The following is a 20,936-nucleotide window of genomic DNA, read 5'->3' on the forward strand; positions in this document are numbered from 1 at the left end:
TTTTTGACACACAAATCTAGAAAATCTACAAAAAACTTGAATTTTCAGAATATTTTTATTACTATAGAAAGACCAATATCTTTTCAAAAAGGTCTTGATTATTTTTTTAAGGAGAATCCTATGAAGCAACAGCGTTTTTCATTACGCAAGTATAAGCTAGGTTTAGCTTCTGTTTTACTGGGGCTGGCTATCTTTTCAGCCGGTCATCCAGTATTTGCAGATGAGCTGGCAACTAGCTTTGCAAATGAAGAGATTGTCTCAAATTCAGCCGAGATAACCTCACCTTCAGCTGACATCCGTCAACCTGAAACAGCCACCCCTGAGCTAACACCTCCAGCGACAAATCTGGAAGCTCCCGTACCTGTTTCTGATACGACAGCTCTCACTACAAGAACGACTGTCGAAGAGCCCACTGCCACAGCTGCTCCATTGAGCAATAGTAGCAATGAACTCATCCATGTACCGCCTGTCTGGAAGGAAGGCTATAAAGGACAGGGGACAGTTGTAGCGGTCATTGACTCTGGTTTGGATGTCGAACACGATGTCCTTCATCTCTCTGATAGCTCGACTGCCAAATACAAGGATCAAGCTGCCTTTGAAGCGGTTAAAAAGGCTGCAGGGATTTCCTATGGAAATTGGTACAATGACAAGGTCATCTTTGGCTATAACTATATGGAAAGCAATTCCAATATCAAGGAAGCTGAAGAAGGATCCCATGGGATGCACGTCGCAGGGATCGCAGTCGGAAATCCAACCAAGCCAGATAGCAGTGGCGAGTACATCTACGGTGTGGCTCCAGAAGCGCAATTGATGTTTATGCGGGTCTTTTCCGATACCAATAAAGGGACTGACGCTCCTCTTTACGTCCGTGCCATTGAGGACGCTGTCAAACTCGGGGCAGATAGTATCAATCTCAGTCTCGGTGGAGCAAACGGCTCTCTTATCAATGTGGGACCCGCTCTTGATGCGGCTATTGACCGAGCCAAAAAAGCTGGAGTCAGCGTTGTCATTGCTGCTGGAAATGACGGTGCCTACGGTTCTGGTCATGCCGCTCCCCTAGCGGAAAATCCAGACTATGGCTTGGTGGCTAGTCCATCAACCGCCTCAGGAGCCATCTCTGTTGCTTCTTACAACAATTCAAACATCACCACAGAAGTTATGAATGTCATTGGAAATGATAGTAGCCTGCCTCTTTATCGTAGCAAGGTACCAGTGACCATCTCAGAAAGTGACCAAGATTTTGAAATAGGCAAATCCTATGACTATGTCTTTGCTGGACTTGGAAAAGAGGAAGATTTCGCAACTGTAGACGTAGCTGGAAAAATCGCTCTCATCAAACGTGGGGAAATCACTTTTATTGATAAAATCAAGCATGCCATTGCAAAAGGAGCAGTAGGTGCTCTCATCTTTAACAACCAAGATGAACCCAATCTCAATATGAGCTTGGACAAGGAATCAAAAGCCATTCCAAGTGCCTTCATTCCTTTGAGCTTCGGTGAAGAATTGGTCAAAAATAACTATCAAATCCAATTTAATAAACAAATGGGGCAAATCCCAAATCCTGCTGCGAAACAACTCTCGGATTTCTCCAGTTGGGGATTATCCGTCGATGGTGAGCTAAAACCCGATGTAGCAGCACCTGGTGGCGGTATTTACTCTTCGATCAATAATGGAAAATACGAATCCAAAAACGGAACCAGTATGGCTGCCCCTCACGTTGCTGGAGTTGCTGCTCTTGTCAAGCAAGCCTTACGAACCAAATACCCAACCAAAACACCCGAAGAAATCGAAAGCTTGATCAAAAACTTGATCATGAGCACCGCAAAACCGCATTTCAACGAGGAAACCAAAGCCTATACCTCTCCAAGACAACAAGGTGCAGGGCTGGTCGATACGCACGGTGCGATTTCCACTGACTTATATGTCACAGGAGCCAATGGCTACGGAAGTCTGAGCCTTGGTAATGTTGGATCTACCTTCACTCTTCCCCTCATTCTGCACAATATCAGTGATCAAGATAAAACCCTTACCTACGTAACGGAGGTTAATACCGACACTGTCGAAGAAGGCCACATTACCTTGCAACCTCGCTCACTGGAGCAAATCAAGGGCGAAACCATCACGGTCAAAGCAAATAGCAGCCTAGCACTTACAGTCACTGTGGATGCCAGCAAATTCCATGACGAACTCATCAAGGAAATGCCAAATGGCTACTACTTAGAAGGGTTTGTTCGTTTCCTTGACCAGGCTCAAGAAGAAGTTGTCAGCATTCCTTATGTAGGTTTTAAAGGAGAATGGCAAAATTTAGCTGTTCTCGAAAAATCAATCTACGAATTACTCAAAGACAATCAAAACGGCTTTTACTTCGAGCGGGTAGATGATTATATGGCATTGGGAGATAGCGATGCAACGGCTCTTGTGACAGACAGTTCTGAAGACATCATTTCTCTAAACAAACGCGAAAAACGTGACCCGATTATTTTAGGAAGTCAACTCATTTCGCAAGGTGCTTCCCTAATCACCGTTGATGAAACTGGAAATGTCTTGCTCGCTTTTTCTCCAAATGATGACAAGAACCAGGATATTATTGGTCTCAAAGGTGTTTTTCTCCGCAATTACCGAAATCTCATCGCCAGCGTCTATGCAGCTGATGACCAGCTATTGGAGCATCCAATCTGGCAAAGTGAACCTGCCGAAGGAGATAAAACCTATTATTCTGGCAACCCAAGAAATAAAAAATCACGCATTATTGACGAAAGCATCTGGGATGGAACCGACCAAACTGGAAAATCTGTTCCAGAAGGAAGCTACAAATACGTGGTCCGCTATACGCCTCTTGTGCCTGGAGCAAAAGAGCAAATGGTCGCCTTTGATGTGATTGTTGACCGTCAATATCCTGTCATTACGACCGGAACATTTGATGAGAAGACCCGCAACTTTACCCCTCGAACTGCTATTGAAGAGGGTGGTTCAGGAATCCGCAGCGAACAAGTCTTTTACTTGGCTGAGGGTGACGATGGGTTGACCTACACATCATCAGAGGATGACAAAGAACATTATGATAACAAAGTGCCTATCCAACCAAATGAGGACGGTAGCTATACATTGCCAGAGGGCATTGAACTAGCAGAGGTCTTCTATACTGTAGAAGATCATGCTGGAAATAGACAAACACTTCCGCTCTCTGAGATTGTCCAAGCAGATAATCAATCTGGACGCGTGGAGATTCGTTTGAAGGACACGGAGGAAGGAGAAACTCTCAACACTTACTTCTCCTATCTCATTCGTGACACTGCAGGGAAAATCATTGACCCTGTTTTCACCCCAAATGGCCTTATTAGCCTCCCATTTGGCGACTATAATGTAGAACTCTTTGCCTATGACAAGGATCATTTAAAATTAGTAAGTTCTAACATTCTGCCAATTCAGGTATCCGATGAAAAGAGCTATGCGACGCTTGATTTCCTTGTTAAGCCACTCACTTGGGCTCCTGTGGATATTCAATTCAATCAAGCCACGCCTGAATCCCTTCAAGTTCGTCTGGAAGACACAGAAGGACGTAGCTTCCTACTCCCACTTGAGAAATATGTGGCCAATACCTACGGAAAAGATGTGCCGACAGGTCAGTATCAACTAGCGGTCACTTTGCCAGAAGGCTTGGAAATCTTGGAAGAGGTCAAAGAAGTCACTGTCACCCCGACTGGGGCAAACTTCCAACGTTTGACGATTATTGACAAACGTCCGCTCCTTTCCTTGCTTGAACAATTGGCACCTGTAACAGATCAAGCACTCTACTTCAATGCGTCAGCAGAAAAATTGACGGCCTTCCAAGAAAGTCTTGCGGCCGCTAAAGAAGGAGCTCACCAAAAACAAACTCAGGAAGTTTTGGATCAATTAACTGCCAAACTACAAGCTGCCTTCACAGCTTTGGATGGTAAGGAAACGGACTTCAGTAAACTTCAGGAAGCTCTGAACAACTACCGTCCCGTGGTCGCTTCTGCAAGCTACTTCAATGCTGATAGTGATAAAAAATTGGTTTACGATACCAACTACCGTATGGCTCAACTATTGGTGAATCAGGAAGGAATTACCCAAAAAGAAGTGGATGCTGGTTTGCAACAACTCTTGGAAGCTCAAGGAGCTTTAAATGGGCAACAAACAGACGCTCGTCGTTTGAAAGAGCTTGTCGGACAGGATCAAGAATTGAGAACAACTGCAGCGAGCTATGTATTTGCCTCAAATTCTAAGAAAGCTTCCTATGAAGCCAGTCTTGCCAATGCTAAGGCAATCTTGGCTGACCCAGCTGCTAGCCAAGAAGAGGTCAATCAAGCCCTTGCAGCTCTTGAAGCTGCCCTTGCAGACCTAGATGGACGACCTGCCAATACAGCAAACCTAGAAAACTTGGTCAAAGCTCAAAATACCTTCCAACAAACAAGTGCTTCGTTCCTATTTGCGACGGACTTAGCTAAAGACGACTACGCAAAAGCGATAGAAACTGCAAAATCAGTACTCGCAAAACCGTTGGCAAGTCAAGCAGAGATTGATGTAGCGTTCCATACGCTCAAACAAGCTGTAGAAAAATTAGATGGCGTAGAGCCTAGCAAGACTAACTTGGATGAACTCGTCAAAGCTCAAGGTACTTTCCAACAAACAAGTGCTTCGTTCCTATTTGCGACAGCTTCAGCCCAAAATGACTACGCAAAAGCAATAGAAACTGCAAAATCAGTACTCGCAAAACCGTTGGCAAGTCAAGCAGAGATTGACGCGGCGTTCGATACGCTTAAACAAGCTGTAGAAAAATTAGACGGCGTAGAACCTAGCAAGACTAACTTGGATGAACTGGTGAAAGCTCAATCTTCTTTCCAACAAACAAGTGCTTCGTTCCTATTTGCGACTGCTTCAGCCAAAAATGATTACGCCAAAGCGATAGAAACTGCAAAATCAGTACTTGCAAAACCGTTGGCAAGTCAAGCAGAGATTGACGCAGCGTTCAACATGCTGAAACAAGCGAAGGAAGAATTAGACGGCGTAGAACCTAGCAAGACTACCTTGGATGAACTGGTCAAAGCCCAATCTGCTTTCCAGAAAACAAGTGTTTCGTTCCTGTTTGCAACGTCTTCAGCCAAAGACGATTACGCAAAAGCGATAGAAGCTGCAAAATCAGTACTCGCAAAACCATTGGCAAGTCAAGCAGAGATTGACGCGGCGTTCGATACGCTGAAACAAGCGAAGGAACAATTAGACGGCGTAGAGCCTAGCAAGACTAACTTGGATGAGCTCGTCAAAGCTCAATCTGCTTTCCAGCAAACAAGTGCTTCGTTCTTGTTTGCGACTGCTTCAGCTAAAAATGATTACGCAAAAGCGATAGAAACTGCAAAATCAGTACTTGCAAAACCGTTGGCAAGTCAAGCGGAGATTGACGCGGCGTTCCATACGCTGAAACAAGCTGTAGAACAATTAGACGGCGTAGAGCCTAGCAAGACTAACTTAGATGAACTCGTCAAGGCTCAATCTGCTTTCCAACAAACAAGTGTTTCGTTCCTGTTTGCGACAGCTTCAGCTAAAGACGACTATGCAAAAGCTCTTGAAGCTGCAAAATCAGTACTTGCAAAACCGTTGGCAAGTCAAGCGGAGATTGACGCAGCGTTCGATACGCTCAAACAAGCTGTAGAAAAATTAGACGGCGTAGAACCTAGCAAGACTAACTTAGATGAGCTTGTTAAATCTCAATCTGCTTTCCAACAAACAAGTGCTTCGTTCCTATTTGCGACGTCTTCAGCCAAAGACGACTACGCCAAAGCGATAGAAGCTGCAAAATCAGTACTCGCAAAACCGTTGGCAAGTCAAGCAGAGATTGATGCAGCGTTCGATACGCTGAAACAAGCGAAGGAACAATTAGACGGCGTAGAGCCTAGCAAGACTACCTTGGGTGAACTGGTGAAAGCTCAATCTGCTTTCCAACAAACAAGCACCACATTCCTATTTGCGACAGCTTCAGCCAAAAATGACTACGCCAAAGCGATAGAAACTGCAAAATCAGTTCTTGCAAAACCATTGGCAAGTCAAGCAGAGATTGACGCGGCGTTCGATACGCTCAAACAAGCTGTAGAACAGTTAGACGGCGTAGAACCTCAAACACAACCGATTATCATCGCAAAACCTGCTGGAAACCTAACAGTACTTGCAAAAAATCTGAAAAAGGTAAATACTTCTGTTCCTGCAGTACCTGTGGATCAGCAAACAGAGCACGCAAGTACACCTACATCCATCACTGCTCAAAAAACAACCCTACCAAATACAGGTAGTCAAACGATGGAAATCCTGCTTGTAAGCCTTGGATTTATCCTTCTTGGATTTACGGTTGTCCTCCAAAAACACAAGGAACAGCAATAAAGAATTTCATGTATCGATTAACATGAATCAAGAAAAAGACTGGGGAAATTCCCAGTCTTTTTGTATTTCTGTCTTGACAAGGAGCATCAATAGGTATATAATTTATATATAAAATAATTATATATAAACATTTTACATATAAGGAGGTGAGTCTATGTATTTTCCCGTATCATCGACCTTGATTGAATTTCTAATCTTATCCATCGTGAAAAAGGAGGATTCCTATGGTTATGAGATTAGTCAAACGATCAAACTTATCGCGAATATCAAGGAGTCCACTCTCTATCCGATTTTGAAAAAATTGGAAAAAAATGACTTTTTGACCACTTATTCGCAAGAATATCAAGGGCGTAAGCGAAAATACTACTCGATTACTCAAGAAGGAATCGAAGCATTAGCCGTCCAAGAGCAAGAATGGGAGAACTACACAGCGACCATCGCTGGGATTATCGAAGGGAGGATTCGCAAATGACACGAGACGACTATTTAGCAGAACTCAAAAAATACTTAAAAAAATTACCAGCCAAAGACTATGAAGAGGCGATGGACTATTTCACCGAGTATTTCGATGAAGTCGGTCCAGAGGGCGAAGGGGCAGCCATGAAGGAATTAGGAACTCCGAAAGAGGCAGCACACGATGTCCTTCATAACTTATTAGAGGAAAAAGTCAATAGCGACGAGCCTGAACAGCAAAAACAGAGTTTCTTGATTGCTCTCTTAGCCCTCTTTGCAGCACCAGTAGCAATTCCGATGGCTATCGGCATTGCAGGTGGATTTATCGGCTTGATTTTAGGTATTCTAGCCATTGCCGCAAGCATTTGCTTTACGATTGGAGCCTTGAGTTTCACAGCCTTTCTAATCGGAGCCAGTCTGATTTGGGAGAGTTTTACGGTTCTCCTTGCCACCTCTAGCAGTGCTTTTGCTCTTGGTTTAGGCCTGGGCTTGTTTGCAATAGGTGCCGGGCTCCTAGCTTTCCTTGCTGACTTTTATATCATTAAAGGAAGCAAATGGACGCTCTTAAAAGTTATTCAATGGATTAGCCAAAGAAGGAGGAAAAACGCATGAAAAAATGGAAATCCCTCGTATTTGCAACTGGTTTGATAGCTCTTGTTCTTGGCATGGCTTTAAGTGCTATCGGTATTCACAGTGCAGGTTGGAATGATATTGAAACAGCTTATGGAAATGTGACTTCCACCGAAGATATTGCTGAAAAAGACAGCCAAACGATTCAAAAATTAGCCGTAGATCTGGATACCAAACATGTACTGATCGTTCCTTCCTTAGATGACCAAATTCATATCCGTTCAGTTGTGCCAAAAGATCAACAGAAACTAATTCGCCATACCATCACGAATGGCACCCTTTCCATCCATGAACAGACTCAGCAGAAACAGGATATAAAAATCTCCAGTGGTTTTGCTCCCTTGGTTGACCTCATACAGCACATTCAAGAGCGAAACTACAATATTATTATCCAAATTCCCACAAGGGTAACTCTGGAATCTATCCATGCAAACGTCCTCCAAGGAGATATTGAATTTGGGAATATTTCCAGTCAGAAGATTATGGCTACTAGTGGCTCTGGCACGATCAAGCTTGACAGTACAAACTTCAAAAATGGAACTTTCACGGTTGATACGGGTATCATTCGGCTTGAGGAAGTATCACTTAATCAGGCAAATATCCAGACAAGCGGTCGATTAGACATCTTTGATAGCAACCTTTCCAAAACACAGATCAAAGCTACGTACAATTCTGTATATATAAAAAATACCAAGCTCCTTGAAAGTACTGTCAGCAATCCAGATGACATGATTACTGTCTTTCAAGGACAGATAAATCATAGCCAGCTCAGCACAGCAACGGGAGATATAGCCTTCTCGAATACAAGTTTCACGGGAAACAATACCATCACCAGCCAACAAGGTGATATTCAAGCTAATCTTAGCCAAAAAGCACTCAAACGTCTGCATCTTCTTGCTGAAACCAAACAGGGAGAACTCACCCAACCTTCTGACCACATAACGGACTCTCCGATTTATGAACAGAAGGTAGAGCAAGCAAGTGGCAAGCTCACTCTTACATCTGACACTGGAGATATTCAGATTACCCTTGAAGATTAGAAGAGAGTAGCAAAAAAGGAATGCTCCCACTCCATTTTTGCTAATGATAATTGTTATCCTATCTGATGAGCTGGCGGTATTGAACTTAGGATGATAGGAGGGACGACCATAGTCGTGATAGAAAGACTAAAACAGCGCATCGTCCAGCTCATTTACGACCATTTCAATCGTAAACACGATATGGTTGGGTGGCAGACAAGAAGCAAGTTCTAGTGGTAAAATGGTTTGATTTGTGTTATAGTGGAGGTGCATGGGATAGCCTTTCTAATATTTTTTAGACAACTATATTTTACCAAGACTATCTCTATAAAGCAAAAGCAACGGGCAAAACCGTTGCTTTTTTGTGTTGCGAGGACTTTTGGTCCAGGCTCATTTATGTAGTTTTTTCTTATTCTTGCAATTCTACATGAGTGTAAGCGGATTCAAGGCAATCCTGATAAGGTGAGCCTTCCTATCTCACGTTTTCCGTTAATACATCTTTTACAATCAGTCGCCCTGAGGTCTCAGCATCTGAACAGGTCATGAGTGTTACTCTCAGCACTAGCGTCTGGATCACCTCAGATTACAAAGGGGTGACTGTCGCCATTGCGATTTTACAGAGTATCTGCGACGATGGTTTAAGTATTTCTTATTTTAATACCATCACCTGTTTGGCGGGTAGGACATAACGGTCTTGTTTTTCTTCTAATCCAACCGTTGGATAGCGCAGGATGAGTGTTTCTTGTTTAGGATTGTCATAGTAGATTTCTTCATTTGAGAAGTTGATGAGAATGGTGAGATGGTCGTTTTGAGTTTGGATGGTATAGCGGAGCAAATGTTCAGAGAGCCATTCGACTTGGCAAGCTTCTTTGATGTCATCTGCCGTTTCTAAGCTGAGGAGCGGATGAGCCTTCCGAAAGGCGATGAGTTCACGGATAAAATCAACATCCTTTGCGTGTTTACAGATGCGAATCCAGTCAAGGTGATTGATAGAATCGGGGCTATTGTAGCTATTTGCGACTAGATTTTTTGTTCGAAAAGTCTCTTGTCCGCTGTGGATAAAGGGAACACCTTGAGCGAGTAGAACGATGTGAAGGGCCAAACGACTATTTGCATAGCGTTCTTCTTCGCTAAGATGAGCATGTTTGAGTTTAAAGTAATCAAAGGCAGTCGCATCATCGTGACATTCGACATAATTGATTGCTTGCTGAGGACGGGTGAAATGCCCCTCCTCCAGTAGTCCGATATTGGCAGTTAGGATATTTTCCATCTGATAGATGGGAAGCTCTTTTGAAATCTTTTTTCCGTCTAAAATCGTTTCTTTGATAGTATCTCTGAAATGGTCGCTGAAAAAACCATAGTCGGGGAGTTTATCCGCATTGAACTGATGAGCGAGTTGAGAAGGTTCCAAGCCTGTCGGCATTTGCCAGCCTTCTCCGTAGAGATAAATATTTGGGTAGATGGCCTTGAGATCGCTTGCGATTTCTGTCATTGTCTTTATATCCAGAATTCCCATCAAATCAAAACGAAAGCCATCAAATCCGTAGAGCTCGACCCATTGCTTCAGAGATTGCTTGAGGTAAGAGCGAACCATAGCACGCTCACTGGCGACATCGTTGCCGCAGAAAGTTCCATTCGTCAGCTTGCGATTTTCATCATAGCGGAAAAAATAGCCAGGTACAATTTGTTCAAAAGCATAGGTACTTGCATTGTAAACATGATTATACACGACATCCATGATAACGCTAATGTCTGCTTGATGATAGGCTGAGATGGCTCCTTGCAGTTCGATAATCCGGCTGTAGGGGTTATCAGGGTCAGTCGCAAAACTGCCATCAGGTAGATTGTATTGAACAGGGTCATACCCCCAATTATAGGAAAGCTCAGGGTGTTTTTCATCAACGCTACCAAAGTCATAAAGAGGCATGAGTTGGATATGGGTGATGCCCAGCTGTTTGAGATATTCCATACCGATGACCTGTTCCCCTATCCTTGGACTTTCGAGTAATCCCTGAAATTTTCCTGCCTGTGTAAAATTTGCTTCTTGTTGCATGGAGAAATCGCGTACACTCATCTCGTAAATAATAGCCTTGGTAGGTTTGACTTGATGTGCTACGCGTGAGATAGGTTGGCTGATTTTATCCTTGTCAATGACAAAACTTCGTCCAGAATTTGCCTCAGAAGCAAGAGCGTAAGGGTCGTGGACCTCTCGCCATTCATTTTGAACTTTATGGAGATAGCTGTAAGCTTGTCCTTCAAAATCTCCTTGAAGAGTGGTTTGCCAGACACCTTTATCCCCACGAGAAAGCGGAAAACTTTGGCCTCCTAGGAGAATAAAGACCTGTTCGGAAATCGGTGCCCAAAATCGAAAATGAGTTGAGTTTGGGGTATAGTTAGCTCCCAAATCATCGCCTTCATAAGCAAAGAGCTCATCGAAAATTGGTTGACGAATAATATCTCTAAGATTTAAGAAAGCCTTGTTGCGGTCTTGGTCATAAATCCAGTAAGGTGTGTCCAGCAAAAATTTTTCAGGACTTTGAAGAGTGAGGAGTACTTGCTTGTCCTTGTGGTGAACTTCTAGAAGTGACAAAGCTTGTTTTGGATTTTCAAGGCTAAAGACAAGATCATCAGAAAAGAAGGCCATGTCCATCTCGATACGGACAAGATCTTCACCATCTAAAAAAGCTTGAAATGTGCGGAAAACCATAAGTTTCCTTTCTAATGTTCAATGATTTGGTGGGGGATGAGCTGGCGGTAGCAGATTTGCCGATTGTTTTTGGCATCGTTAATGATTTGTAAAATGGTATTAAAGGATGTTTGCCCCAGCTCTAAGGTATTGATGTCGATGTGGGCAGCTAGATTTAGCTTTGGTCGAAGAGACGAGAAGGTCAAGACAGGGATATCGAGCTGAGCTTTTTCGAGGAATTTGCAGACCCCTTCAGCCAAGAGAGCATCAGTCGTGATAATGGCGTCTATGGCTGGATTGTGCTTGAGCAGACGCTTGGTAAACTGATAGCCCTTATCTTCTAGAAATTCACTGGCAAAGGCCACACGATGGCTGTCCAGTGAGAGGTTGTGCTCTAGCAGTGCTTCTTGGTAGCCTTGATAGCGGTCTTGGGTGACAAAGAGTTTTTTATTGCCCCCTAGAAAGGCGATGTGCTGGCAACCTTTTTGGATAAAGTAGGTCGCCGCATCAAACCCTGCTTGGATATTGTCATTATCGACCAGAGGGATGAAGGGTGAGAGGGATTTCCCAAGGATTAAAAAGGGGAACTGCTCCTCGCTGACCATCTGGACGAGCGGGTCGTCCTCTTGGGCATAGAGGAAAATCAAGCCATCCACACGCTTGCCCATGACCATCTGAGAGATGGCTTCCATGCGTTCTTCCTCATTTTTCCCAGTGGCAATCTGGATGGCGTAGTGATGCTCAGCTGCAGCTTGGGCAATGCCCCGAAAGACCGATGGGAAAAAAGGATTTTGGTAAAAAATATCCGAATCATCAGGCAACACTAGACCGATGACCTGCGTGTAGCTGCTGACCAGACTTCTGGCATTGAGATTGGGGTGGTAGTTGAGCTCCTTCATCGCCTTGCGGACCCGTTTTTTAGTCTCCTCGCTAATGCTGGACTTATTTTGCACCACACGGGTGACCGTTGAGGGAGAAACCCCAGCTACTTTAGCAACATCTTTGATGGTAACACGCATAAAAACCTCCTAATGACCCGATTTCTCATCGCGGAACTGAGTTTTGTAAAATAAAATCACGAGATACAGGACAAATAAAATATTTTGACAGGTGACCATAGTGGTCATTGGTTGTCCTAATAGACCCAAAATAAGGGCAATCAGGGTTGGTACTCCTAAGCAATTGAGAGTAAAGTGGTAGCATTCCTTGACAGTTTGAAAAGAAAACAGTTTCGATTTTTTAGTCAAGTAAAGGAAAAAAGTTGCCCCAAAAACTATGATAAAAAAGTTTAAGGATAATAAAAAGGCAGATAGTCCCATTAAAAAGAGACTGACGGTCAAACGATTTTGCTGAAACCAGTCTTGGTTAATCGCCTCTACCAAACTTTCCTTACTTTTTATGGCTTGGTTATCAATCGCTTGATAGGAGAGATTGGCCAAGCGTTTTCCTGCTTGACTGATGATGAGCTGCTCAGGTTCAAAGGCCAGTGTTAGATTTTGTCCTAGCTGAGTGTTCTCTTTTCCAATATGGACATCGCCTGCAGGGCTCGTATGCTTACCTGAATTTCCTGTGTAATGTAGCTGATGATTGGCAATTTCTGTATGCTGTACAAAATCTTGCAGAACATCGTCCGTTAAAGGTTCAAAAACTTCTTCAATAAAGGTTGTAAGCGGATAAGACGTTCGATCAGCATGCTGAATGGATAGCGGAATGAGCATCAGTGCAATCAAAAAGACACTCGTAAAGAATAGTTGAAACCAGCTGAAAGATTTACGATTGGCAAAAGGGCGACGAAAACCCCAGATATTTGCAAAATAAGAAAACGGGTAAGGAAGCATAGGCGTACTTTCTAATGTGAATGTAGTGTCAAGGAGGTTCGCAGATGAATGCTAGGAGAGAAGTCTGTTTTAAGTATAGTGAATGGAGAGAGGAATAGGACAAGGCAAGGGGCTGCAGAGAAAACCAGCGTTCATCAAAATGACTGAACGATGTTCAAATCCTTATGCAATTCACTATAAAAAACAGGGTGGGACAAGATTATCCCTTGTCGCCACCACTTGTTAAGCCTGATACAAAGTTCTTTTGTAGGAAGAAGAATAAAATACAGATTGGAAGAGCGGTAAGGATAGCTCCAGCCGCAAAGAAAGCGATTTTGAGGTTTTTCACATCGCTGACAAACGTTCTAAGCCCAACGGCTACTGTGTAGTATTCTTTTTCACGCAGTAAGAAACTGGATAAGATATAATCTCCGAAAGGTCCCATGAAGGCCCATAGAGCCTGTACGGCAATCATCGGACGCACGAGTGGCAAGACGATTTGCCAGAAACGTCTGAAATGACCAGCTCCATCTAGCTTTGCAGATTCGTCAAGAGAAATCGGAACGGTGTCAAAGTAGCCTTTCATCAACCAAGCATTCATCGGAATTCCTCCACCAACGTAAATCAGGATAAGAAACCAACTATGATTGAGGGCATTGAGCATGAGTGCCATCACAAAGAAGGCTGTCAAAGCTGCCATGGTTGGCACCATTTGAATAATTAAGAAGAAGACCAGACTTTGTTTTCTTGCCAGAAAATTGTATCGGCTGTAAGCGTAACCAGCTAATACTACTATACTGGTTTGGACAATCATTGTCAAGAAGGCAATGATGAGGGTGTTTAGATACCAAGTCCCATAGAGGGTTTCAGAAAAGAGTTTACTAAAATTATCCAAGCTAAAATTGATATTAGTGTCCAGTTTAAAGGCCACGACGTTCCCTGTTTTAAAGGCCGATAAAATGGTAATCAAAATGGGATAGAGGATGATGACAGATAAAGCAACTAAGTAAAAGTAAGTCAAAAAATGACTGAAGCGACGTTTTAATTTAACAGAATTCATCTTATACATCCTCCATTTCAAAAGCGTGTAATTTCTTGAAGGCAATCATGGAAATGGAAATGACAATGAGAGAGATAATCAAGGTTACAGCTGCTGCCATAGAGTATTGCGGAGCTGTTCCTGTTGTTAGACGATAGATCCATGAAATCAAGATATCCGTTGAACCAGCTCCTCCTCCGACACTACCAGGACCACCCCCATTAAAGAGGTACATAATAGAGAAATTATTAAAGTTAAAGGTGTATTGGCTGATGAGTGTTGGTGCTGCAACAGCGAGAATCATTGGGAAGGTAATATTGCGGAATTTTTGCCATGCATTTGCCCCGTCGATATAAGCTGCTTCGTAAAGATCATTTGGAATGGATTGCAAAATACCAAGGGTCAACACATAGATATAAGGAAATCCTAACCAACCTTGCATCATAATCAGAGCTACCTTGGTCCAAGTGGGATCTGTTTTCCAAGGAATGATATGCCCGTTTAGGAATGGTAAGACCTTACCCAGTAGTGGGATAACCTGAGTATTGATAGCTCCGATACTGTCATTAAACATATTGCTAAATGTCAAGATGGTAATAAAAGCCGGTACAGCCCAAGGAAGAAGGAAGATAACCCCAAATATGCGTTTTCCTTTTATGAAAGGTTGATTGGCCACGATAGCGGTAAAGATACCAATGACGATTTGTACCGTTGAGGCAGCAAGTGCCCAAATGATTGTCCAAGAAAGAACAGAGCCAAAGGCACTGCGGAAGGTACTTAAACGCCAAATATTGGAAAAGTTGCTAAAGCCAACCCAATCCAAGAGCTTGGTCGGTGGCAGGTGCTTAAAGTCATAATTCGTAAAAGCGATGAGGAGTGTCACCACCACTGGAAAGATGATGGCAGCTGTCATAGCGATGTAAGAAGGAATGATGAGGAGATATGGAAAACCATTGCTGTAAATTTCCTTCCCCATATCTGAAAGAGTGATAGGGACTTTGAACCCATCATTCCATCGTTTGGCAACTATGTAGGCATCTTTTAGATTTAAGGCGTAAAAAATGCCATAAACTACCACTAAAATCAAATGGAAAGAACCGCGGATCAACATAAATAAGGAATTGTCGCGAAACGGTCGTGTTCCCAAGGTTATTAGCCCCGCTAGTTCTGGGGCTGCAATAGCGACTAGGTAAATCAGAAAAACGAGTGTGACACCAAGGAAAATCAGCCCTTTTGCCCTTTGTTTATTATAGATTTGTCCAAGTCCTGGAATGAAGGAGAGCCATAATGCTTTGTTTGGATTTTGTTGTGTCGTCATAAAAATCTCCTTTGGGAAATCTTGATGAGCCTTAAAAGGCAATCATCAAGAGAGATAAGCAAGATAAAGAGAAGACCCGACTGGGAGTGCCTATCGAGTCTCATCTGCTATCTACCATCCTAGCGGTTAGTCAGGATTATTTGTCACCAAATTTTTGTTCAATGGTGTCTTTAATCAATTTAACAGCATCTTCAGCAGCAGTTTTAGCATCTTTTTTACCACTGACAGCATCAAAGAGCATTGTTTTTGCTGGATCCCAAATGGTACTCATTTCAGAGATATTTGGCATTGGATGAGCAGCCTTGAATTGTTGAATAACAGCACTAGTTAGCTCATCATTTTTACCTTCTGCATAGGTACGAGCTTCTGTATTTGCTGGGATTTCATTTGTCGCATCATAAAAAGCTTTTTGTTGTTCAGTTGTTGTCAAGAATGAGACAAATTTTTGAGCTAATTCTGGATTTTGGCTGCCTGCAGGGATGACCCAAGCTTTTCCTCCGCCAAAGGCTTCATAATTTTTACCATTTGGAAGAGTTGGGATGGTTGCTACTCCATAGTTAATTTTTGCATCCTTAAAGGCAGAAGCCTTCCAAGGCCCATCAATAATCGCAGCCGTTTTTCCTTCTTGGAATTGAGTTTGGATTAAGTTTCCTGCACCTTCAGCATCTTGCATTCCTTTTGGCCATTTTTCGTACCAAGTTTTAGCGTATTCGACACCTTTAATGGAGCCTTCGTTAGCAAGACCGACATCTTTAGGATCTTTTCCGTTATCTCCAAAGACATAGCCTCCATTACCAGCTAAGAGTCCGTAAGTATAGTAGAAGTTTGTCCAGTCTGCAAGAAAGGCAGTGGTTTTTCCATTTTCTCCTGCAAAGTTGTATTTACTATCTTTTGCAAGTTCCTCAACTTCTGCGAATGTTTTTGGTGCTTCAGAAATCAAATCCTTATTATAGTACATTACCAAAGTTTCAATAACAGCAGGAGCACCGTAAGTAGTTCCACCGACGGTTACGAGAGATTTCGTTGTATCATCCGCCATTCCTTCTTTTTCTAGCTTAACTTCAGCTAGTTGACCGTCTGTTCCAAGGCTACCTACACGGTCGTATGGAGACATCATCACATCGGGTGCCTTGCCGGATTGATTATCAAGCGAAAGGTTTTCTAGGCCGGTTAACTGATCTCCAGTTTTGATTGTTACCTTTGCACCACTTTCTTTTTCGAATGCTGCCGCTGCTTTTTCAGCGTATGCCTTGTACTGTTCTTCAACGTAGAAAGTCAGACTTTTGCCGTCACCTCCAGCATTATCAGTGGATTTTCCTCCACAAGCAACTAGCATCAAGCTAGCCAAACCAACAGTTCCAAGAACTGCAGCACTTCTAAACAATCTATGTTTCATGAATGTATTCCTCCTAAAGAAAATATAAGAAATGAGAGTAGTTTACGCAAACGTTTTCTTAAACTATAATCAGTATAGCAAAAAAAGAAAACGGTTGCAAGGATTTTTTGAAAAATTTTTTAAAAAAGTTTAGAAGCATTTTCTAGTGTATTTTATAGTTGAAAAACATAGAAAAAACATAGGTTTCTTAAAAAATTTGGAAAAAATTATAAAAACGGTTGCACTTCTCCCTGTTTTGAGATATAATCAAATCAACGCAAACGTTTTCATGAAAATCAAACGCTTGTTGAATAGACTACTATTGAGGTGATGATATGAAAAAACGACAAAGTGGCGTTCTCATGCACATTTCTTCCCTTCCAGGGAAATATGGGATTGGCTCTTTTGGCAAAAGTGCCTACGAATTTGTGGACTTTCTAGTGCGGACCAAGCAACGCTATTGGCAGATTTTGCCCTTAGGGACGACGAGCTATGGAGACTCTCCCTACCAGTCTTTCTCAGCTTTTGCGGGAAATACGCATTTTATCGATTTTGACCTCTTGATTGAGGCAGGACTGTTGACAGGAGAAGACTTGGCAGGCCGTGATTTTGGGGACAATCCTCATCAGGTAGATTATGCCAAAGTCTTTGAAGAAAGACGGCCGATTTTGGAGAAAGCCGTTCAAAACTTCCTATCCAGAGGAGACTTGGCAGACTATGAGCGTTTTGTCGCTGATAACCATGCTTGGTTAGAGGTATTCGCGGAATACATGGCCATTAAAGAGCATTTTGGCTTATTGGCTTGGACCGAGTGGCCAGACGAGGCAGCTCGCAGACGCGATACCGCTGCACTGGATGCCTACCGCAGAGATTTGGCAGACAAGCTGACCTATCACCGTGTTACCCAATATTTCTTCTTTAGCCAATGGCTGGCCTTGAAAGCCTATGCCAATGAGCGTCAGATTGAGATTGTGGGAGATATGCCGATTTATGTGGCGGCAGATAGCTGCGAAGTCTGGTCCCAGCCTCAATTTTTCAAAACAGATGAGGTCGGTCGTCCGACCGCTGTCGCAGGCTGTCCACCAGATGAATTTTCTGCCACAGGTCAGCTTTGGGGCAATCCAATCTACGACTGGAAGGCCATGGATGAAGATGGCTACCGCTGGTGGATTGACCGCTTGCGGGAAAGCTTTAAGATTTATGACGTGGTGCGTATTGACCATTTCCGTGGCTTTGAGTCTTATTGGGAAATTCCAGCGGATTCGGATGTGGCTTCGACTGGTAAATGGGTCAAGGGTCCAGACTATGCCCTCTTTAAGGCTGTAAAAGAAGCCTTAGGAGATTTGAACATCATCGCAGAAGACCTCGGCTTTATGACCAATGAAGTCATTGAATTGCGGGAAAAAACAGGCTTCCCAGGGATGAAAGTTACCCAATTTGCCTATAATCCAGACGATGAAAGCATCGATAGCCCACACCTAGCACCGAATAACTCGGTCATCTACACAGGTACTCATGATAATAATACCGTGATGGGCTGGTACAAGGATGAGATTGATGATAAGACCCGTTCCTACATGGCACTTTACACCAATCGAAAAGAGTACGAAACAGTGCCTCATGCTATGCTTCGCACCATTTTTAGCTCCGTCAGCTACATGGCCATTGCGACCATGCAGGATTTATTGGAGTTAGATGGCTCTGCTCGCATGAATTTGCCATCTACGATTGGTGGCAACTGGGCATGGCGGATGACAGCAGACCAATTAACCCCAGAGATTGAGGCAGAGTTGCTCAGCTTGACTACGACCTACCGTCGGATCAACGAAGGCATCTCAAACAACTAAAAAAATGGGAGAAACTATGTCAAACTTACAAGAATACATAAAAAAGCAGTATCATAAAGACTTAGCGACTTGTAGCAATGAAGAGCTGTATGTGGCTCTGCTAAACTACACCAAGGATTACAGTGCCACCAAGCCTGTCCATGACAGCAAGAAAAAACTATATTACATCTCGGCAGAATTTTTAATCGGAAAACTCTTGTCCAACAACCTCATCAACCTTGGCTTGTATGAGGCAATCAAGCAAGAACTTGCTGCGGCAGGCAAGGATTTATTAGCCGTGGAAGAAGTAGAGTTAGAACCTTCCCTTGGTAATGGGGGCTTGGGGCGTCTAGCAGCTTGCTTTTTAGATTCGATTGCGACCCTTGGTTTAAATGGCGATGGCATTGGCTTGAACTATCATTTTGGGCTTTTCCACCAAGTATTGCAAAACAACCAACAAACCACGGTGCCTAATTTCTGGCTGTCTGAGCAAAATTGGCTGCTGAAGTCAGAGAAATCCTACCAAGTGCCCTTTGCCAACTTTACATTGACGTCAACCTTGTACGATATTGATGTACCAGGTTATAAGACCGAAAAGAAAAATCGCCTACGCTTATTTGACCTTGATTCAGTGGATGCGGGTATTATTCATGATGGGATTGACTTTGATAAGACAGATATTGCACATAACTTGACCCTCTTTCTCTATCCAGACGATAGTGACCGTCAAGGGGAATTGCTCCGCATTTTCCAACAGTATTTCATGGTGTCAAACGGTGCCCAGTTGATTTTAGAAGAAGCACTTGAAAAGGGAAGTAATCTTCATGACTTGGCAGACTATGCCGTTATTCAAATCAATGACACACACCCATCGCTTGTCATTCCAGAAATGATTCGCTTACTGACAGAGCGTGGGATTGAGTTTGAAGAGGCGGTTCAGATTGTCAAGCAAATGACAGCCTATACCAACCATACGATTTTGGCAGAAGCACTTGAGAAGTGGCCGATGGATTTCTTGGAAGAAGTCGTACCGCACTTAGTGCCGATTATTCGGGAGTTGGACCGCCGCGTCAAAGAAACTTATAGCGATGCTTCTGTGCAAATCATTGATGAGTATAACCGCGTGCACATGGCCCACATGGATATCCACTACGGTTACAGTGTCAACGGAGTTGCAGCTCTTCATACAGAAATCTTGAAACATTCTGAACTCAAGGCTTTCTATGATATTTACCCTGAGAAATTTAACAATAAAACCAATGGCATTACCTTCCGCCGCTGGCTCATGCATATCAATCCTCGTCTGTCTAGCTATATCGATGGCTTGATTGGACGAGATTGGCATCATGACGCAACGAAATTGGAAGAGTTGCTGAGCTTTGCTGGTAAGAGCGAGGTCAAAGCAGAGCTGGAAAACATTAAGGCCCACAACAAACGCAAGCTCGTTCGCCATCTGAAAGAGCACCAGCATGTGGACATCAATCCAAACTCCATCTTTGATATCCAAATCAAGCGACTGCACGAGTACAAGCGTCAGCAGATGAATGCACTCTACGTCATCTATAAATATCTGGACATCAAGGCAGGCCATATCCCAGCCCGCCCAGTGACCGTTTTCTTTGGCGGAAAAGCGGCACCAGCTTACACCATTGCTCAAGATATCATTCACTTGATTCTGTGCTTGTCTGAGGTTATCGCCAATGACCCAGACGTAGCTCCACACTTGCAGGTCGTGATGGTTGAAAACTACAATGTAACTGCGGCTAGTTTCCTCATTGCTGCTGGAGACATCTCAGAGCAGATTTCCCTTGCTTCCAAAGAGGCGTCTGGCACTGGAAATATGAAATTCATGCTAAATGGTGCCTTGACTTTGGGAACATCAGACGGAGCCAATGTAGAAATTCACGAATTAGTCGGCGATGAGAATATTTATATCTTCGGGGAAGATAGTGAAACCATTATCCAGCACTATGCTAAGAGTGATTACATTTCACGCGATTACTACGAACGCGAAGCAATTAAACCTTTAGTAGACTTCATCGTGAGTGATCCCCTCAAGGCTGTTGGCCAAGTTGAACGCTTGGAACGCTTGTACGATGAATTGCTCCATAAGGACTGGTTTATGACCTTGATTGACCTAGAAACCTACATCGCAACTAAAGAACACATGCTCCAAGATTATGAAGATAGGGACAGTTGGTTGGAGAAAGTCTTAGTCAATATCGCTAAAGCAGGTTTCTTCTCAGCCGATCGCACCATCGCCCAATATAATGAAGACATTTGGCATTTGGGAGAATGATAGGGACAACCAGCATGGATAACAATAGCAAGTTTTTAAAAGCTTGCTATTTTAATATAATTGGTTTATAATACAATCAGA

General features: G+C 43.2%; 12 protein-coding genes and 1 pseudogene. 6 read left to right on the forward strand and 7 right to left on the reverse strand.

The genetic code is table 11. The features are described 5' to 3' along the window. The first annotated feature begins 120 nt into the window (after positions 1-120). The 4 genes from BFM96_RS03365 (at position 121) to BFM96_RS03380 (ending at position 8,516) form a co-directional block, all read left to right on the forward strand. The gene (locus BFM96_RS03365) at positions 121-6,393 is read left to right on the forward strand and encodes a S8 family serine peptidase (protein WP_068990304.1); all 6,273 of its coding nucleotides are present in this window, start codon (positions 121-123) and stop codon (positions 6,391-6,393) included. 154 nt (positions 6,394-6,547) lie between these two features. After that, on the forward strand, positions 6,548-6,865 hold the full coding sequence (locus BFM96_RS03370; RefSeq protein ID WP_068990307.1) for a PadR family transcriptional regulator: 318 nt from the start codon (positions 6,548-6,550) through the stop codon (positions 6,863-6,865). After that, complete coding sequence (locus tag BFM96_RS03375; protein ID WP_223245868.1) at positions 6,808-7,458, forward strand: DUF1700 domain-containing protein; 651 nt, start codon at positions 6,808-6,810, stop codon at positions 7,456-7,458. The genes BFM96_RS03370 and BFM96_RS03375 overlap by 58 nt, the downstream gene beginning before the upstream one ends. Positions 7,459-7,511: 53 nt before the next feature. Then, a complete protein-coding gene (locus tag BFM96_RS03380) occupies positions 7,512-8,516 on the forward strand; it encodes a DUF4097 family beta strand repeat-containing protein (RefSeq protein ID WP_449618942.1) in 1,005 nt (334 codons plus the stop codon). Here BFM96_RS03380 and BFM96_RS11575 read toward each other — a convergent pair. The 7 genes and pseudogenes from BFM96_RS11575 to BFM96_RS03410 form a co-directional block, all read right to left on the reverse strand. Next, a pseudogene (locus BFM96_RS11575) lies at positions 8,502-8,768 on the reverse strand (hypothetical protein); the annotation flags it as partial. The gene BFM96_RS03380 and the pseudogene BFM96_RS11575 overlap by 15 nt on opposite strands. 376 nt (positions 8,769-9,144) lie before the next feature. Beyond that, positions 9,145-11,202 (reverse strand): type I pullulanase, encoded by a 2,058-nt coding sequence (pulA, locus tag BFM96_RS03385; RefSeq protein ID WP_068990317.1) that lies wholly within the window; start codon positions 11,200-11,202, stop codon positions 9,145-9,147. An 11-nt stretch (positions 11,203-11,213) separates the two neighbouring features. Next, positions 11,214-12,200 carry a LacI family DNA-binding transcriptional regulator gene (locus tag BFM96_RS03390; protein ID WP_068990320.1) on the reverse strand — a complete coding sequence of 329 codons (987 nt, stop codon included), beginning with the start codon at positions 12,198-12,200 and terminating at the stop codon, positions 11,214-11,216. 9 nt (positions 12,201-12,209) lie between these two features. Beyond that, the gene (locus BFM96_RS03395; RefSeq protein ID WP_068990322.1) at positions 12,210-13,019 is read right to left on the reverse strand and encodes a DUF1189 domain-containing protein; all 810 of its coding nucleotides are present in this window, start codon (positions 13,017-13,019) and stop codon (positions 12,210-12,212) included. A gap of 199 nt (positions 13,020-13,218) precedes the next feature. Continuing rightward, positions 13,219-14,067 carry a sugar ABC transporter permease gene (locus BFM96_RS03400; RefSeq protein ID WP_188595253.1) on the reverse strand — a complete coding sequence of 283 codons (849 nt, stop codon included), beginning with the start codon at positions 14,065-14,067 and terminating at the stop codon, positions 13,219-13,221. After that, complete coding sequence (locus BFM96_RS03405) at positions 14,060-15,355, reverse strand: sugar ABC transporter permease (RefSeq protein ID WP_068990328.1); 1,296 nt, start codon at positions 15,353-15,355, stop codon at positions 14,060-14,062. Before BFM96_RS03405 ends, BFM96_RS03400 begins: the two co-directional genes overlap by 8 nt. 136 nt (positions 15,356-15,491) lie before the next feature. Then, positions 15,492-16,751: an extracellular solute-binding protein gene (locus tag BFM96_RS03410; protein ID WP_068990330.1), complete on the reverse strand. Its 1,260-nt coding sequence runs from the start codon at positions 16,749-16,751 to the stop codon at positions 15,492-15,494. Between the two features lie 314 nt (positions 16,752-17,065). Between BFM96_RS03410 and malQ the strand changes: the two genes are divergently transcribed. Beyond that, positions 17,066-18,577, forward strand: a complete 1,512-nt coding sequence (malQ, locus tag BFM96_RS03415; RefSeq protein ID WP_068990333.1) for a 4-alpha-glucanotransferase — start codon at positions 17,066-17,068, stop codon at positions 18,575-18,577. Between the two features lie 16 nt (positions 18,578-18,593). Beyond that, positions 18,594-20,855: a glycogen/starch/alpha-glucan phosphorylase gene (locus BFM96_RS03420; RefSeq protein WP_068990336.1), complete on the forward strand. Its 2,262-nt coding sequence runs from the start codon at positions 18,594-18,596 to the stop codon at positions 20,853-20,855. Positions 20,856-20,936 lie beyond the last annotated feature (81 nt).

This window comes from Streptococcus himalayensis, assembly GCF_001708305.1.
GTDB lineage: Bacteria > Bacillota > Bacilli > Lactobacillales > Streptococcaceae > Streptococcus > Streptococcus himalayensis.

Coding starts and splice junctions, on each gene's coding strand:
- BFM96_RS03365 (WP_068990304.1), top strand. CDS start 121: ATGAAGCAACAGCGTTTTTCATTACGCAAGTATAAGCTAGGTTTAGCT.
- BFM96_RS03370 (WP_068990307.1), top strand. CDS start 6,548: ATGTATTTTCCCGTATCATCGACCTTGATTGAATTTCTAATCTTATCC.
- BFM96_RS03375 (WP_223245868.1), top strand. CDS start 6,808: ATGGGAGAACTACACAGCGACCATCGCTGGGATTATCGAAGGGAGGAT.
- BFM96_RS03380 (WP_449618942.1), top strand. CDS start 7,512: ATGGCTTTAAGTGCTATCGGTATTCACAGTGCAGGTTGGAATGATATT.
- pulA (WP_068990317.1), bottom strand. CDS start 11,202: ATGGTTTTCCGCACATTTCAAGCTTTTTTAGATGGTGAAGATCTTGTC.
- BFM96_RS03390 (WP_068990320.1), bottom strand. CDS start 12,200: ATGCGTGTTACCATCAAAGATGTTGCTAAAGTAGCTGGGGTTTCTCCC.
- BFM96_RS03395 (WP_068990322.1), bottom strand. CDS start 13,019: ATGCTTCCTTACCCGTTTTCTTATTTTGCAAATATCTGGGGTTTTCGT.
- BFM96_RS03400 (WP_188595253.1), bottom strand. CDS start 14,067: ATGTATAAGATGAATTCTGTTAAATTAAAACGTCGCTTCAGTCATTTT.
- BFM96_RS03405 (WP_068990328.1), bottom strand. CDS start 15,355: ATGACGACACAACAAAATCCAAACAAAGCATTATGGCTCTCCTTCATT.
- BFM96_RS03410 (WP_068990330.1), bottom strand. CDS start 16,751: ATGAAACATAGATTGTTTAGAAGTGCTGCAGTTCTTGGAACTGTTGGT.
- malQ (WP_068990333.1), top strand. CDS start 17,066: ATGAAAAAACGACAAAGTGGCGTTCTCATGCACATTTCTTCCCTTCCA.
- BFM96_RS03420 (WP_068990336.1), top strand. CDS start 18,594: ATGTCAAACTTACAAGAATACATAAAAAAGCAGTATCATAAAGACTTA.